This window comes from Paenibacillus sp. GbtcB18, assembly GCF_019091125.1.
In the GTDB taxonomy this organism is placed as follows: domain Bacteria; phylum Bacillota; class Bacilli; order Paenibacillales; family NBRC-103111; genus Paenibacillus_F; species Paenibacillus_F chitinolyticus.
On the sequence record NZ_JAGXJX010000006.1, the window covers coordinates 197,319 to 213,208 of the forward strand.

Sequence of the window (15,890 nt, forward strand, 5' to 3'; positions counted from 1 at the left end):
CGAACAGGTTAATTGTGGTCAGATACGACCATGATTGACCTGTTTTTTGTTATGTCCGGTTTCCCACAATACTGCATGCCGAAGGTCGGCACCGATGCGAGCCTGTATTTGCCTGACGACAGTTGCAGCAATGCGAAAGTGCTCGACTGCGTGCGCAAGAACGGAGACAGCTGCGCCAAGACGGGCAATCCGAGCAACCGGTATTTCGGCACGGAGCACGGAAGCGAAGTCGAGCTGACGCCGACGGCCGTCAACGTGGCAGGCGGCAGCAAAGAGCCGCTGAAGCTGAGCTTCGACGATGCGAGCGGCGTCACCATTACGAGCCACAAGAAGCTGACGCTGAATGCCGGAGAGGACATCTCGCTGTATACGCCCAAACGGATCGTGATCAAGGCGACAAGCCAGTTGATGGCGAAGAAGCTGGCGGCGCAGAGCGGATTTGCCATTGAAGGCGAGTACCACTTCCTCAGTGAGAACGTACTTGCGGAGGGAAGGGACCAGACCGCGTATCCGCCGTACAACGATGAGCCGCAGAAGGGGACGCCGCCACCCCCGCCACCTCCGCCGCCGGAGAAGAAGTTCAGTTGGGGGAAGCTGCTTGGAAATGTTGTCGGCGCCCTAGCCATTGTAGCGGTCGTAGCTGTTGTAGCGGCCGTAACGGTAGCGACACTAGGGGCAGGTACCGTTGTCATTGCCGCCGTGGCTGCCGGAGCGGAGCCGCAGGAACAGCGGCAGTGGCGGCTAAGGCCATCTCGGATATCTCGCGCGGGGAAGTCAGTGATTTTGGAGATTATGCGGCGGATGCTTTCCGGGAATCCGTTATCGGGGCCGTATCCGGAGCCGTATTCGGACCGTTGGGCGCAGGCGCCCCGATACTGGGCAAGATGGTTGTAGGGGGCGTCTCAGGCGCCGCCGAAAGTATCGTCAGTCAACTTACCGACGGCGATCCGGGATTCAGTTGGGGACAAGTGCTGTTCACTGCAGGGGTCGGGTTTGGAACGGCAGGTCTGCTGGATGCCAAGATAGCCCAGAAGACGATAGGCGAATATATCTCACAGGGAGCCACTAAAATAGCCCCTAAGTGGATAGCGGACGGATTTGGCAAAATAGGAGAAGGTTTTGGAAAGTTTGTAGGGAATTTAAATGATTGGGGAACGAGTTTGGGCAAGGGCTACATGAAGGAAACCCAGCAATTTGCTCAAAAAATCGGGAATGCTGTTTTAGGTAAAGTTACCCGCGATTTTATGGATATGGGCCAAGGCGTCAGGGAATTGGGACAAAAGCTTGCGAATGGTATAACTATTCCACGTGTAGGCCTAGAGCCTGCATTAGTTAGTGGATTCAGCCCAGAGAATCTACCTAATCTTGCAAGTAAGATGATACGGCCGGATGCAGGTACTGCAAATAGCAGTGCTAAAGCCTTGACACGTAATTATAGTGACAGTAGGTCAGGCAACCCTGATAATACAAAACTTAACAAAAATGGCTTGACATCAGAACAAGAGAAATATTATCGACGTAAAATAGATGAAGCTGGGGATACGAAAGCAGCTGATGATGCTAGATATGAACGCTATATCGAGAAACAAAAAAATCTCGGCAAGCAGCCCGAACCACGTGATAAGTGGGATGTCATAAATGAACGATTGAAGAATAGTAGTCAACGTGGAATGATAGAAGAAGGAACCGGTAGACAATCTTTAGAAGATTACCTGGGACATAAAATAAAGAATAATAATGAAGCTCCGGTTATTAAATATACATCATCTGAAGGAGTGGAAACACGTCCAGACAGTATTGGACGTAATGATAAAGGTGAGGTAGATTTAGTACACGATCACAAACATAAAACGGGCGGGGAAGATCAAGTTATTTATAATGATGATCAGATGCGTGCACAACGGGAAATGATAGAAGACAAACTAAATGGTCGTCATACGGTTACAATGTCCAGCGATAAGCCAGATTTATATGGTAATCCTCCAAAACCAAGACCAAGTGGCCCATTAGGCAAAGATAGCGATGTTTTTTATACCGATCTTAAAACAGGAAAAATAACGCACGTATGGGAATACAATAAGGACTTGCCTAATGGTGGACGTTGGAAAACTCTATAAACTATAGTCATAGTTAATTGTGGCTTGAGATTTATGGATGCAAAAGGAGACAATTATAAATGAAGAGCTGGAAAGACCCAAATTTATTTTCCATAAGCATGTACCCAACAGTATCTATATGCGATGAACAGGTTCTTAGTAATTTACTGGGTGTGTTTGAAAATAACACCAAATTCACCCCCACTCAATGGGGGAATAGTGAGACGATACGTGTAGAATATAATCGTGATGAAATCATTGAAAAAGCGATCATGGAACGTAGGGTATCTGAAATTAATCTTCATAGGGATAAATCTGTAAAGTATTCTGGGAGTTTTAGTTTGCTGACAAATCCACGTTCTTACTTGGATTTTGAGTTTAATAAGTCTATGCCTCAAAAATTGTGGTCAGTTTTCTTTGACCTATCCGATCAAATTGCCGAGAATGTTAAACCTCGGTGGGGAGTGACTCATATTTTTTGGCCTCCGACATATCCCTGGAATTCTGAGAGGGAGCGTCAGCATATGTGGATGAATTTATGCTCACAGCCTGTGCCGGTAAAATTTCTTCCTAACGGACCGCTGGGTGTAGGAGTAAGAACCTATTTTGGCGGCCACATATTGGATTTATTTGGAAGAGATTTTTTGAAAAACTCTCCTGGAATTGTAACTGAACTTAGCTGGGGAGGAATCCGGATTGATATTATGGATAAACCTTGGGAGGCAGATAAAGAGATTTTTCTAGATAAGTGGTTGAATGTAATGAATTATTTACAATCAGCGAAGATCCTTGCTTTGCCCAGTTTTGATGAAGATCGCATGGGAGTATCATTTAGTCCCAATTCCACATGGAAGAAGTATTTGGAAGGATAAATGTGTTTGATGGGTGGTGTGGGAAATGAATAATCAAAATGATGAAAAATCGAACATATTGGCAATACTAAATAAATCTCGATACAATAATGAACTTATTGATGGCTTGGAAGTGAGTAGTATGGATCTTTCGTTTTCAGATTTAACGGGGGTCATAGCAAATCGTATATTTGCTAACGATGTAAATTTAAGAGCTTCGTCTCTTATTAGGGCGTCCCTTCGGGACTGTGAATTTTTTTCAGCAAATTTTGATAGCTGCAATTTTGAGGGTGCTGATATTGCTGATTGTGTCTTGAGTAAAGCAACTCTGCGTAATGCACAAATGAAAGATGCTGAAATAAAAATAAGTACATGCATAGAGACATGTTTTGATGAAGTTGAGCTGTGTAATGGTAATTTGTCAGGATCAATCTTGATAAAAGCTACTTTCCGCCAAGCCAATTTACATGGAATAAGCGCCTCAAAAGCTTATTTTGATGAATCAGACCTGAGAGGGGCTAATCTTGTAAACGGCAATTTTGAAGAATCAGATTTTATAAGTGCGAATTTATCTGAAGTAGATGCTAGTTATGCAAATTTTACAGGTGGGAACTTAACAGGAGCCATACTTTGTAAAGGGAATTTTACAGGGGCAAACTTTACAAATGTAAAGCTTAACGATGTTTCTTGGAAAGGCGCTATTGTAGAGGGAGCCATATTCGATGATGCTGTCAGAGAAGAGATTTTAAAGATGGTATAATAGGCTTCATGATGACTGTCATCTTTGAGTGGCGGTCTTCGTTATGCCCATAATCAAGGGAGGGATAGTTGCTTGGATAAAAACAAGTGCTGTAGTCTCTACGTAAAAAGAGATGCAAGCTCCTAATCAACAAATTTTGAAATGGAGAAATCATATTGGAACACAATTTGGTTCAGAAACTTTCACATAAGATAAAAATAAGAATGTGGGCGTCCTGCCTAAAACCGGCCAAAATCAATCAAAATGGGGAGATGGTGATTTCCCCGCACTGGTTCATCAAATTGGGAGTCTTTCTATTAGCTTTAGTCTTTGTTGCCGCTACAGTTGTATTGCTTTTTGAACCCAAGATAAAAGAAGAAGCAGTTGCCGCATGTGGAATGTTTGCGCTGATTCTTGGATTCTGTTCGATTGGAGCGGTTATCTCTAAGGTGGTTATAAATGAAGAGGCAATTCGTACGTACAAATGGTATGGAAAGAAAACAATACGTTTTGCCGATATTACTAGAGTTGAGAACACTACGCTTTACGGTGGAGCCATTGTTATCAGGTCGAACAAAAAGTCTATAACAGTCACGCTTGAGAATCGAGGTATTCATGATTTCGTAAAGCATTTATCTCGAAAATTAGGTTCGGAGAGGGTTTCTCATGCGTGGGCAATAATCTCTGAACGAATACGTGTAATAAATTCTTACCAGTAATCTCTTCAATAAAAATATACAGGTCGGTTATGGTGAGTTGCTGCTATGATTGACCTGTTTTTTCTTTGTTTCCAAATAGCCTTTAGCGAATAGGTAAGAAGTTTTTGAGGGGGCTACTGTTTTGGTGGAGCGTTAAATAACGCTATTTCGTTGCATTGAACAGATTGATTATGGTCGTATATTACCATGATTTACCCTTTTTAATGAATGCAGACCATTTAGACTGAGGTGTAAATATGAAAGCAAACGAAGCGTTTGATAACGTATGCAGTGTAATATCTGAAAAGTATACGGCCAGTGGATGGAAATATTCTAAGTCGGGTCATTGGATGACAAAAAAAGATAAGAATTTCATGTACAAGGTGTTTTTTTATACAAGCTGGAATAATATATCTGATACCAATGTAGCATTTTATGGCGAGTGTGCAATTATCCCATTAAAATCGAAAGATAAAATATTTCATATTAATACCCGTCAATGCAATGTTCCAAGTGGGCAATTATATTGGAATATCGCAAATGAGGAAAATTGGGAACGTACCGTTAAAGAATTCACTAACTGGTTAGATAGTGTATTCATACCGATTGTCGAATGTTGTATGAATGATCTGGATAACTTTGTTAAACAAGTTGCTGTGAGAGGATTTTATCCTCCAAATGGTTATGTGGTTGATATTAGTTTTATCTTAACATACGGTTCACGTGAGTTAGCAGAAGAAGCCACTAAAAGATACTATGCTAGTTTAGACGAGTCGATAAAAAAAGAATTTAAAGAAAATTATGAGAGTATCATAAATGGCAATGAAGCTGTAAGTGCATACGGTAATAATATGATGCGAAATTATTCGAATTTTAGAACCATCGTAGAAAATAAAATAGTTGTGATAATATAGTACACAAATTGTTTGACATCGCTATGCGGTAATTGGTAACCCAGTTACTGCTTTTTTGTTGTCTAATATAGTTTTACAACTAAGGGGACGGGTGATGTTCCTAAGGTAACAAAAGGTTATGATGTAACACCGAAGTATAGTACTTATGATGATAGACGCGGGCATTGATGGAGTTGGAGAACATAATATCAAAAAGAAGCTAGGAGAGTGATGGGCATGGCTAATCTTAATCATGAATTATTTGGTGAAATTTCTTACGATTTATATTGGAGCGGACAGCAGAAAATAAAAATATTTGGAAAAGAGAAAGCCATAATCTTAAGTATGTATGGAAATGAAGAAGGCGAATTTCACGATGCTCAAAAAGAAGCATATACCAATCTTGCTGAAAATATGGACGATATTATGACTAGAGTAGAAGAGGCTATCTTTGACTATTATCAAGAAGTTTACATGGATTATCGAGAAATGGTGGGAGAAGATGAAGCTGACAAGATTGTACCCCATTATTGTAAATAAAGAAGAGTTAGGTCATTTAGTTGAACCAGCTCAATTGATTATCAGAAGAGTGCGGAAAAATGGAGCTAGAAGAATTGGTTTGCTTTTTAATTGTATTTGTGAAATAGAACATGGGCTTACTGTGAAAATTGAAGATGAAGAAATAGTTGAGGTAGGCTTCCAAGATATTGTTTTATAATTTTTTTGGGCTCTACCCTATGCTGAATGAACTCCTCATTAATCCAATAGCACATGTAACCCATGTAATACCCGGTTAACAGTTGAAGAAATTTTTATTTAAAGTCATATTTTGTATTGGGAGGAAAATAAATGACTATAGAAAAAGAGATCGTTGAGAGGATTAGTGTGATTAATTGGTTTTCCAACTGTGGAAACTCACTTAAAAGTAGCATTGACCTTAAAATCATTAATGAAACTAGTTGGAAAAATGCTGTGAAACATTCTCAAAGTAGGTACTGGGAAGAGATTACACTGGAGGCAGGAAATGAATTGACTGAATTTTTATCTTTAAACTTCCCTGATAAGTACAAAAAGTGGAATCATTTGATTAGAGAGGGAAAAGAAATAATAGAAATGCATGTAACTCCTAAAATAGGTGAATATTTAACCCAGCAAGAGTTATCACCCGCAATTTTGGATAATGTAAAATGGGATATTATAAGTGCTATTATGGAGTACAATTACAAAAGTGAAAAAGAGCCAGCTTTTTTCCTGGAATTGCTTAAAGTATACGAATCGGGTAACTTTCCATGCGGGTGGAAAGGTAGTTGGCCTGATGGTAAGTTAATCGTTTATTAAGTTAAAAGAAGTACTTAAAAATGTAGTGATTGAAAATTTGCATGTCAAATTTCTTGGGTTTAAGTGAATTAGATAAACAGAAAATTGTAGAAGCAAAAGATGAAATAATTAGCGGTGAAAAGGATGGTAAGTTTTTAGAAAAACAATATATTGCTTATCAATCATTCATAAAAAATTGGGAGCAAATACAGCAAAACATTTTACAACCATTGTTAGATTATTACGTACAAAAACGGCATGAACTTGGTTATGATGTGTCGTTCGATGAAAACTATCCCTTAATTGAAACGATTGATCAACTTCTCGAAAGGATAAGTTTAGTTGGAGTTTCTGTTCTATATACGAAGAGTCTCGAAGGTAGATATATTGGGCTATCTTTCGACTCTACATGGGACGAAGAAAATGGATTAGGTGTAGTTCTAATAAATGAAGAAGTAGCCAGAGTAGGATACCAGGATGTTGCGATGTGAATACTTTGGGATAGGGGCTATCTAGGGCCGCATGAGTCTGGCGACTAGGCTCAAGCAGACATATCCCGAATGGGACCTTTTACTGCGTCTTATCGATACCTTCTATCGCAAAAACTATCCCGAATATATTCCCAATAAACACGAAGAATTGTTTCAATAATTTTTACGGAGGATACCAGCATGTCGAATAAAGATGTTGTACAGTACATATTTGATGATAGGAAAGATGTAGAAGCGATTTTAGGCGACCCGGAGGCATTCGATATACACGAGTGTATATTAAATTATGGGCTGTCTACGAAGAAATTTCTCTATCTTGATTATAAAGGTGAGGATGATCGCGAGATCGTGGATTACATGTTAGATTATGAATTTGCTCGTAACATAGAATTAGCTTCACAAGAAGAACTTGAGGAGCTTGGAGGATTTGAATATGAATTGTTGCCTGACAAGATAAAGGAAGCGAATAAAATGATATCGAAAAGGGGATACGGGTTATTTTCCTATCCGACCTCTGGTGACTTTTATGCGCTTTTCATTGCCAAGCTAGAAAATAAAACAAAATTGCTGCAAGTGGATCTTCTGCGTGACGAAAGAATTCCTTCGAAAGAAAGATATGTACAGTATTATTTTTAAAATGAGGGAATTTGAAGGCTCCGTTGATTAAATGAACGGTTATCAGGATATCGCGATCTAAAAAAAGGTACATCTCCCTTAAAACGAAGGGAAATGTACCTTTTTACACGGCAGCCCTTGCTCCGGTGGTGGAGTCTGGGTTTACACAGCCTTCTTGCTCACCAAGCTTTTAATAATCGAACCGGCTCGTAATATAAGCCGAAACATGCCACTGCTGGGTCGTGTCGTAGAACTTGAAATAGTTTCCGACCGGCTGGCTCAATCCGTAAGCGGTTCCGGCCACGGAGGCGACCAGGGTGGAATTTTTGTAAATGTCGAATTTGCCTTCAATCTCATCATTTGTGCTGGAGCCGAACGAGACGAGCCGGAACTCATACTGGCTGCCACCCGCTTGAACGATAGCGTTGAAGAAACCGCTGTCACCCGAGGACAGGGGTTCATTCGTCCAACTGATGATGACATTTCCGGCCTTAGCTTTGTAAGCGGTACCGTTGTCTATAACCTGAATAGGTTTCGTAGACCAAATACTGTGTACACTCGTTACCGGCGCTGCGGTTGCTCCGCTGATTAACAGCGTTAACGACAGCAGGGCGGCTGTCATTAAACCGAGCACCCATTTTTTTACGCTCATCAACTCATCTCCTCTGTTTTTAGTGGGATTTAAAATCAGGTTGCGTTTACACTATATGGGAATGAGGAGGGCGGTATTCTACGGGGATACGCGTGATGGTCTCAAATAGAGAAATAATTTTTCCTCTGCTCGGGGAAACCAACCAGCAAAAAGGTATATCCTCCTCCAGGGGGATATACCTTTTGTGGTTTCGTATGGAGGGTCGGTATCTTTCTTGCGCCCCGTCCAAAGGGATGAATTTATGGAACGAATGCGGGAATGAACGGAATGGAAAGCAGCTCCGGCTAGTTCATGTTGATGCTGACGGTCTCCTCACCCGCGTTGACGTAGTTCACGCTGACCTGGGTGGAGTTCGGATAGGTGCAGTAGCCGCCCGTATCTGCCGCGAGCCATTGATGATTGCTGGTCGAGCTGGTGCCGATCATGGAATTCGACCATTTAACGTTTTTCAGGTAAGTACCGGTGTTGTAAGGCTTGGAGGCGTTGCTCGCGATGGCCGTGATCCGTTTGAGCTCGTTGCCGGTACCGCTTTTTTTCCAGCCGGACGCAGTGGTTACAACGGTGTAGTTGTCCGCCACATTCGTGTCATACCGGATACCTGCGGCATATAGAGCGACTTGTCCGTCTGCCGGTACGTAGAATTTGAACGTAAGATTTTGTCCGGCCTTGAAGCGGAACGAGTTGTTATGGTAGTAGACACCGCCGGTAAAGATCGAGTGGGCCCAGTTGTTGTAAGTTTTGCTGTACTGGAATCCGGCATCGACTTCGGAGGCTCCGTTGCTGGCGTGTCCACCCGTATAAATGTAAGGAGTATCGTTGGAAGAAGCGTTGTTCACGTAGACTTCATTGTTGGTGCTGGAAGGCAGGTATACATTGCCGGACCACCAGGAATAACCGGGATTCGAGAACACGCGTCTGTACGGGCCGCCCGCTTCTCCACAGGCATAACCCGCCAGCGGGGTAACGGAAGCGCTCTTGTTCAGTGTCGCCGAGTCGGTACTTTTCGGCAGGGTGAAGGTTTCATTGTTGCTGACGGTTACGGTATTCTCTTCCGATACCGCCGCTTTGCCGAAAACATCTTTCAATTCAGTCTTGTTGGCATAAATTTGCCCGTTGTCGTCGATGTAAATGACATTTTCGCGTTCTGCTTTGGGAAGGTTCTTCATGACGTCGATCATGATCTGACGCTCCTGACCGGTAATTCCGGCTGCGACTTCTTTCTCCAGCTCCTGGTTATTTGACGAAGCGGACACAGGGGCGAGAGAGACTACAAGGGACAGCAGAGTGAGACTGGAAGCGAGAGCGGTCTTCATTTTCTTCAAACGGCACACATCCTTTATAGTTTTATGGGTTCTTACAAAAAAAGCTTAACACTTTTAGTAAAAATGTAAATAATTTCATCTAAATAGTTAAAAAGTAATAATAAAAATACCATAAAAAGTAATCAAATTACCATAAAATGGGGTATATGCTTTGGTTGTACCCGCCTGATCACCATGCAAAAAACCGCAAGCGGTATGGACCGTTTGCGGCTTCTGTATATACGGGACTATCCGTTCGGATGCTGCCGGCTTTGTTTCCTAAGCTCGGAAGGCGTAAGCCCGTACGTTTTTTTGAATGTTTTGCTGAAATGGGAGTAGTCGGAGAAGCCGACCTGGTACGCGGCATCCGTCGTCGGACAATCCGTATGCTCCAGGAGGTCCCTGGCTTTCTCCATCCGCAGCCGGATGAGGTACTTCACGAAGTTCACGTTCGTCTCCTCCTTGAACGTGCGGCTCAGATACGCATCGGACATGCCGATGGCCTCCGCCACCTCGCTCAGCGAGAGATCTTCGCGGGCAAAGTGCTCCTGCATGTACTGCATCGCCCGGTGGATGTTCTGCCGGGACCCGAGGTTGCGGGTCCCCTTGATTTCCCGGATCATGCCGCTCAAGGCATCGCGCAGGGCCTCCCCGAGATCCGCCGCATGGCCCGGCCACTCGCGGTCTGCGTAGGAGCGGGCAAGCCGGAAATCCCGTTTGCCCAGCTCCGTCTCCAGCATGCCCGTGAAATGGTGGGCAAACTGCGGGGGGCTGAGCTCGGCCGGTCCCGAGCTCATGTAATGCCGGAGCGCCTCCCCGGCCAGAAGCTGCGCTTTGTCCTCGCAAGCGGCCCAGATCTGCTCCAGCAGCTCCCCGCTCAGCCCCTGCAGCGTCAGCAGCCACTCATGCTGGCGGGACAGCTTCGTCTCGCTGCTGGCGAGCTGGTCGTACACCCGTCGAAGCGCTTCGCGGAACTGGTCGGGATCGACGGGCTTCAGCAGAAAATCCGAAACGCCGAAGCGGATCGCCTGCCGGGCATACTCGAAATCGCTGTAGCCCGACAAAATAATGAACTGGGTCCGTTCATTCCGCTTTTTCGCCGCTTCGATGAAGGAGAGCCCGTCCAGTTCGGGCATGCGGATATCCGTCAGGACGATGTCGGGGGAACAGCTCCCGAGCAGCCGGAGCGCTTCCTCTCCGTCCTCCGCTTCCCCCGCGATGATAATGTCCAATCCGGACGTTTCCACCATTTTGCGGACGCTCAAATGTATCATGTATTCGTCGTCGACAATCATCATCCGGTACATGGCAAGACCTCCCTGATTTAGTTGGTGTACGGCAGTCGGATCTCGAAACAGGTTCCGGCACCGGGAGAGGAAGAGAGGAGGAAGACTCCGTATTCCTCCCCGAACGTAAGCCGGATGCGCTGGTGAACGTTGAGCAGGCCGATTCCGCCTTGGCGCGCGCCGTCGTCCGGCCGCGTCCCGGCCGCATCCGGCCATGTCCTTTCGGCGGCAGGCCTCTGCGGCGTCTCCGGCCCGCGCAAGGGCAACGAGGCCGGGGCACTCCCGGCGGCGGGGCGCTGTGGCATCTCCGCATCGCTCACGGGTGCGGGGGCCGCTCCGGGGCCGTTCCCGGCGGAGGAACCCGCTCCCCGGCCGGCGGAAGCCGCAACGGCTTCAAGGCTCGCTTTCGAAAGATCCGCGACAGCCGCAGAGGCACGGCCGGGTACGGCCGGCGGAGCTTCGCCCGGACCAACCGAAGCGGCGCCGCCCGGTTCCGACGGCACATACCCGGCGTCACCGGCTAGCAGCGAGGTCAGCTTCGCGGCCGCATCCGCGCTCATGCCCCTGCCGTGGTCGGATATTTCGACGGCGTAGTACGTTTCGCGGGGCTTGCCGATAATGCCGATATACGTAGGCTTTTTGTCGCGGTAGCCGTGAATAAACGCGTTTTCCACCAGGGGCTGCAGCGTCAGCCGGACGGCCGGGACGGTACGGACCCACGGTTCCTCGACGTCAATCTCTACCCGGAGATTGCGGAAGCGGGAAGTCTGGATCTCCAGATAGGAGCGGATATGCGCCGTTTCCTCGCCAAGCGATACAAGAGGTCCGGCGTTTCCGGTGTTGTAGCGGAAAATATGTGCCAGAGCCGCCGTCATTTTGCTGATGCTGCGGTTATTTTCGAGGATCGCATGAGAATTGATGATTTCCAGCGAATTATACAGAAAGTGAGGGTTGATATGCGCTTGCATGGATTGCAGGGCCGATTCCTTCTGCTTGATAATGAGCTCCTGCTCTTTCAGCTTGGAAGAATGAACCTCCCTCACAAGCCGGTTCAGCTCACTGACCATCTTGGAAAAGCTGCGGAACACAAGCCCGATCTCGTCCTTGCGCTCCCGCGTGGAAGTAAGCCGGACATTAAAATCGCCGTTCTCGACCTTTGCCATCAATCGCTGCAAATAAGTCAGGGAGCGTGTGATGGAGAGCGAGTAGCCGCCCACGATTGAAAGCGCAATCAAGAACAGCAGCAGCGCAGCCGCAAGAGAGATGTTCCGCAGGCGGATCAGATCCCCGATAATGGTCTTCATCGGAATGTTGGCCCCGACGATCCAATCGGTCACCCGGGAGGTTTCATAAATGACGAGTTCCTCCCCCTGTGGCGTATCCGTCCGGAAGGAGGCAGAAGCGGAAGCGGATTCCCCTCCCTGAATCTGCATCAACTGTTCCCCGGAGATATGCGTTCCGATCTTCCAGGCGTCGGGATGATAGACAAGCTCTCCGTCTGCGGAGGATATCCAGGTGCTGAAGCTTCCTTGCGATTCGTCTTTGCATATATTTTCGATCTGCTCCAGATTAAGATCGACGATCAGCAGTCCCTCGTACAAATAGGTCGAGCTGCTGTGCAGCTTGCGGGCGACGGTCAGAACGGGGCTGGAGCCGACCCGGTTTAAACCGAGGATCTCGAAATTGCCGAGGGTGTCCAGCCTTTTCAGCAGGTCCGCGTTGCGGCTGCGGATCGTGTTCATATCCAGAATTTCTTTCGCCTCGCTGAAATCGGTGATCTGCAGGCTGTTTTTGCCGACCAGGGAAATGCCGACAATATCGGAGCGTCCGTAGATCATCTGCGCGAACAGATCGTTTTCGACTTTTTCCGTAAGCTGGTAGTAGGGATAAGCGGAGGGCAGAGCAGGCGCCAGAAACTGCTGGGTCAAGGGACTGGTTACGATGGGATACGTGGAGTTTTCCAGGTTCTTGATATACAAATCCAGGTTTTTACCGGTTTGTTCGATAAAACGCCGGTTCGTTTCAATGGCGGACTGCTCGATCGTGCGGGTGGACGATTCGTACCAGAGCCAGCCCATCATCAAGACGGGCAGAGCGATGAAGAAAATGATCAGAATAAACAGCCGCCGGTGGATCGAAACGATTTTGCGTTGAGAATTCCGGGTCTTCATCGTCCCACCCCTTTTCCGTTTTCATAGTCCAAGTTAAAAATAGTGTAGCAAAAAAACACCAATTGTAAATAAAAAACCATGCGGGGCCGCTTTTTCATCTCGTATACTACAACTACACATTGAAAACGCTTTATTTTCATCGCCTCGTTAGAAAAGCGCCCGTCGGTAAGCGCAAAACAAGCTGCACGCCTGCCGGGGACGTAAAACGAACATGAATCCGACAAGGAGGTTGATCCCGTGACATCCGTATGGAACGGCTGGAAAAAAGGTTTTCTTTTCTCACTGGTTCTTCTGCTTGGTTTAGTGACGTTTCCGGTATCCAGGGGGAATGCGGCTTCGCTGCTGACGATAGATTCCCACAGGGACGGAGGCCGGCTGGAGGTCGGTACGGTAAGAATCGGCGGCTCTTATGCGGGAGCTTACGAGGTCGAGCTGGTGATCAACGGTCAAAAAGTGGCGGATGCCCACATGGACGATCCCGACGGAGATGATGCGGGTACCTGGTATTATGACCTGGATACGACCGCATACGACGGGGAAGTCGAGCTGATCGCCAGGGCGAAGGATACGGCGACCCGGTACAATGCCTGGTCGGCTTATACCCGGCTGACGGTGCATAATCCGGCAGCGGGCGTGCCGCAGGTAACGATCACAAGCCCGGCGGATCGCGACAAGGTGAACGGCACTGCCGACGTCACGGTGAATGTTTACGGCGCGAACCCGGTTAAGTCCGTCGAGGTGCGCATAAACGGCGGGAATTGGAAACGGGCCGAGAAGAAAGGAAACGGCTATTCCTACAAATGGGACACGAAGAAAGCGGGAACCCGGACGAACAGCATCGAGGCTCGGGCAACCGACGTTCGCGGCCATACGGGCCGGAGCCTGACGACCTACGTTCAGACGGGCGGAGGGAATGGAACGAAGCCGGTCACCGTGCTGCCCCGCCAGGACCGCTCCATGTGGATCTGGGAGAACGCGTCCTACAACCTCATCCGGACGCCGGGTTCCCGCCAGGTGCTGGATGCGATGGCGAAGGATACGAAGACGTTCGATCAGGACCCCGTTACGACGCTTTATCTCGGGGTCGACAAATTAGGGAGCGCGGACATGCTGGAGGACGAGAGGCCCGAGGTGCGGAATTTCGTGCGATGGGCCCATGCCCAAGGATACCGCGTGCAGGCGCTGATAGCGGGAGGAACGGTTCCGCCGTACTTCGGAACTTATCCGAGATATAGGGAAGAAGCGCTCCGGGAATTCGAGAAAGTGCTGAATTATAACCTCGCTTCCGAGTCTGCGGAGCAGTTTGACGGAGTAAACGTGGATACGGAGCCGTATTCGCTGCCGGATTTTAAAACGGGCTACCCGGACGTTCAGATTCAATACCTCGATATGCTCGCTGCGCTGATGGAGCGCAAAGAGGCGTCGGGCCTGTCTCTGCCGGTCGGTCCCGCCATCCCGAGATGGTACGATTCGTCGGACACGGCGAAAAGCATCACGTGGAACGGCTCGACGAAATGGCTGTCCGAGCATATCCAGGATACGGCGGACTATATCGCCATCATGGATTACCGGGATCAGGCCGACGGAAGTGTCGGCATTATCCAGCAGGCGCAGGGAGAGATTGACTACGCCAATAAAATCGGAAAGCCGAACTCCGTCATCCTCGGCGTAGAGACCAAAGACATCGCGGACGGAGGCGATCCGGAAACGATCTCCTTCAGCGAAGAAGGGCGCTCCTATATGGAGCGGGAGCTGGATAAAGTGTACGCCGCGTTCGAGGGGAACGCCGCATTCGGCGGAATCGCGCTGCATCACTACGATACGCTGCGCGCGCTGCCTTCCGCCTGGGGTCCCGGCGCCCGCTTCTGGCAGCCGCCGGCAGACAACCGGCCTCCTTCGGGAGTGAAAGGCAAGCCCCAAGCGGCCGCTTTTGATTACCAGCGGATCGATCTGACCTACGGCCGGGCTACCGATAACATGGAAGTCGAGGGCTACAAGATCTACCGGAGTACGGTCCGGGGCTTCAAGCCCGCGGAAGAGCTGCTGGCCGGAACCGCGCGCGGGCTGACGTTCAAGGACGACGGTCTCCTGCCGGACACGGTGTACTATTACCGTGTAGCGGCGGTCGACACGTCGGGCAACGAGGGTCCGGCCTCGCCGGAAGTATCCGCGAAGACGGGCGTCACCGGCCTGAAGCCGATGATCGTGGACGGCATGCAGGTGACGTACGACGGCACGAGAGCCACGGTCCGGCTGAAGACGGCGGACATGCGGACGGGCGAGCCCGTCGCGGCCGCGGTCCACGGGCGATTCACCCGGATGGGCGGCAAGTACGTGGACGGCCGTTCCGCCGCCGACGGGACTTTCACCGCGGTGTCGGAGCTTGTTCAGGCCGATTCCGGCGAGATCGGTTTCGCGCCCCGGCGGGTGATGGCGGGCGGCTATTACTGGGCGCATGCCTACGATAAGCCACGTGAAGCTTCCGCCGTCTGGGGCGGCACGGGGGAGTAGGGCGGACATTCCGGGCTTCCGGCGTTATGCGGCGGCGTGCGTGAACCGTAGGCGCGCGCTTCGGCACTTCGCTCCGTCCGTCCGGACCCCGAAGGGCCGGGCGTACCGGCGTACCGCTTCCGTTGAGGGCGGCGTACTCCGCAAGAAAGGCTTTCAACGCGTGATCGGCGCGCCGTGCGAAGGTCCCGGTGCTTTAGCGGGGGCTCGCAATAACGGCGGTCAACCGCCGAATGAACAACTTCATTTTGAAGAGACAAGGGGCTGAACGA

Annotated in this window: 15 protein-coding genes and 1 pseudogene; 12 read left to right on the forward strand and 4 right to left on the reverse strand. The window is 48.5% G+C overall.

Annotated features, from left to right (window positions below):
- Window positions 1-30: 30 nt before the first annotated feature.
- The 10 genes and pseudogenes from KVT34_RS18695 to KVT34_RS18740 all read left to right on the forward strand — a co-directional run bounded on the left by KVT34_RS18695 (window position 31) and on the right by KVT34_RS18740 (window position 7,721).
- Window positions 31-894 carry a hypothetical protein gene (locus KVT34_RS18695; RefSeq protein ID WP_254634982.1) on the forward strand — a complete coding sequence of 288 codons (864 nt, stop codon included), beginning with the start codon at window positions 31-33 and terminating at the stop codon, window positions 892-894.
- Window positions 855-2,117: a hypothetical protein gene (locus tag KVT34_RS31885; protein WP_254634983.1), complete on the forward strand. Its 1,263-nt coding sequence runs from the start codon at window positions 855-857 to the stop codon at window positions 2,115-2,117. Before KVT34_RS18695 ends, KVT34_RS31885 begins: the two co-directional genes overlap by 40 nt.
- A gap of 59 nt (window positions 2,118-2,176) precedes the next feature.
- Complete coding sequence (locus KVT34_RS18705) at window positions 2,177-2,968, forward strand: hypothetical protein (RefSeq protein WP_217560329.1); 792 nt, start codon at window positions 2,177-2,179, stop codon at window positions 2,966-2,968.
- A 25-nt stretch (window positions 2,969-2,993) separates the two neighbouring features.
- On the forward strand, window positions 2,994-3,707 hold the full coding sequence (locus tag KVT34_RS18710) for a pentapeptide repeat-containing protein (RefSeq protein WP_217560330.1): 714 nt from the start codon (window positions 2,994-2,996) through the stop codon (window positions 3,705-3,707).
- Between the two features lie 155 nt (window positions 3,708-3,862).
- Window positions 3,863-4,405 (forward strand): DUF6560 family protein, encoded by a 543-nt coding sequence (locus KVT34_RS18715; RefSeq protein WP_217560332.1) that lies wholly within the window; start codon window positions 3,863-3,865, stop codon window positions 4,403-4,405.
- A 236-nt stretch (window positions 4,406-4,641) separates the two neighbouring features.
- On the forward strand, window positions 4,642-5,298 hold the full coding sequence (locus KVT34_RS18720) for a hypothetical protein (RefSeq protein WP_217560333.1): 657 nt from the start codon (window positions 4,642-4,644) through the stop codon (window positions 5,296-5,298).
- A 216-nt stretch (window positions 5,299-5,514) separates the two neighbouring features.
- Window positions 5,515-5,995 (forward strand): annotated as a pseudogene (locus KVT34_RS18725) (DUF6985 domain-containing protein).
- 131 nt (window positions 5,996-6,126) lie between these two features.
- Window positions 6,127-6,615, forward strand: a complete 489-nt coding sequence (locus KVT34_RS18730; protein ID WP_217560334.1) for a hypothetical protein — start codon at window positions 6,127-6,129, stop codon at window positions 6,613-6,615.
- A gap of 53 nt (window positions 6,616-6,668) precedes the next feature.
- On the forward strand, window positions 6,669-7,085 hold the full coding sequence (locus KVT34_RS18735; protein WP_254634984.1) for a DUF6985 domain-containing protein: 417 nt from the start codon (window positions 6,669-6,671) through the stop codon (window positions 7,083-7,085).
- Between the two features lie 180 nt (window positions 7,086-7,265).
- Window positions 7,266-7,721: a DUF6630 family protein gene (locus KVT34_RS18740; protein WP_217560336.1), complete on the forward strand. Its 456-nt coding sequence runs from the start codon at window positions 7,266-7,268 to the stop codon at window positions 7,719-7,721.
- Window positions 7,722-7,890: 169 nt separating this feature from the next.
- Here KVT34_RS18740 and KVT34_RS18745 read toward each other — a convergent pair whose 3' ends face one another.
- From KVT34_RS18745 to KVT34_RS18760, 4 genes are all read right to left on the reverse strand, one after another.
- Complete coding sequence (locus tag KVT34_RS18745; protein WP_217560337.1) at window positions 7,891-8,352, reverse strand: hypothetical protein; 462 nt, start codon at window positions 8,350-8,352, stop codon at window positions 7,891-7,893.
- Between the two features lie 284 nt (window positions 8,353-8,636).
- Entirely contained in the window at window positions 8,637-9,665 is a 1,029-nt protein-coding gene (locus tag KVT34_RS18750; protein WP_254635007.1) for a YrpD family protein, read from the reverse strand.
- A gap of 236 nt (window positions 9,666-9,901) precedes the next feature.
- Window positions 9,902-10,960, reverse strand: a complete 1,059-nt coding sequence (locus KVT34_RS18755) for a helix-turn-helix domain-containing protein (RefSeq protein WP_217560339.1) — start codon at window positions 10,958-10,960, stop codon at window positions 9,902-9,904.
- 17 nt (window positions 10,961-10,977) lie between these two features.
- Entirely contained in the window at window positions 10,978-13,110 is a 2,133-nt protein-coding gene (locus tag KVT34_RS18760; RefSeq protein WP_217560341.1) for a cache domain-containing sensor histidine kinase, read from the reverse strand.
- A 237-nt stretch (window positions 13,111-13,347) separates the two neighbouring features.
- Here KVT34_RS18760 and KVT34_RS18765 point away from each other — a divergent pair, with 237 nt between their 5' ends.
- Window positions 13,348-15,621 (forward strand): Ig-like domain-containing protein, encoded by a 2,274-nt coding sequence (locus KVT34_RS18765; protein ID WP_217560343.1) that lies wholly within the window; start codon window positions 13,348-13,350, stop codon window positions 15,619-15,621.
- A 40-nt stretch (window positions 15,622-15,661) separates the two neighbouring features.
- A complete protein-coding gene (locus KVT34_RS18770; protein WP_217560344.1) occupies window positions 15,662-15,886 on the forward strand; it encodes a hypothetical protein in 225 nt (74 codons plus the stop codon).
- The last annotated feature ends 4 nt before the right edge of the window (window positions 15,887-15,890 follow it).